This window comes from Neobacillus drentensis (genome assembly GCF_036965425.1).
GTDB classification, from domain to species: domain Bacteria; phylum Bacillota; class Bacilli; order Bacillales; family Cytobacillaceae; genus Neobacillus; species Neobacillus drentensis_F.
In genome coordinates, this window is record NZ_JBALPP010000147.1 from 1 (window position 1) to 217 (window position 217).

The following is a 217-nucleotide window of genomic DNA, read 5'->3' on the forward strand; positions in this document are numbered from 1 at the left end:
AGCTTTAAATTAAGCAGAAGTATTGAAAATATTATTGGGTACGCAATCGCTGAATACCAAAGCTTCCAGCCATTTAGATAATAGAACTTAGTATGTAGACAAAACCATTCAAAAGCAACTGAAAAAACTGTCCATGCGAAGATGTATAAAATCTTTTTTCCTTTATTACTTATTAAAGGATAAAGATTAAGAAACAAAATACTAATAGATGGAAAAT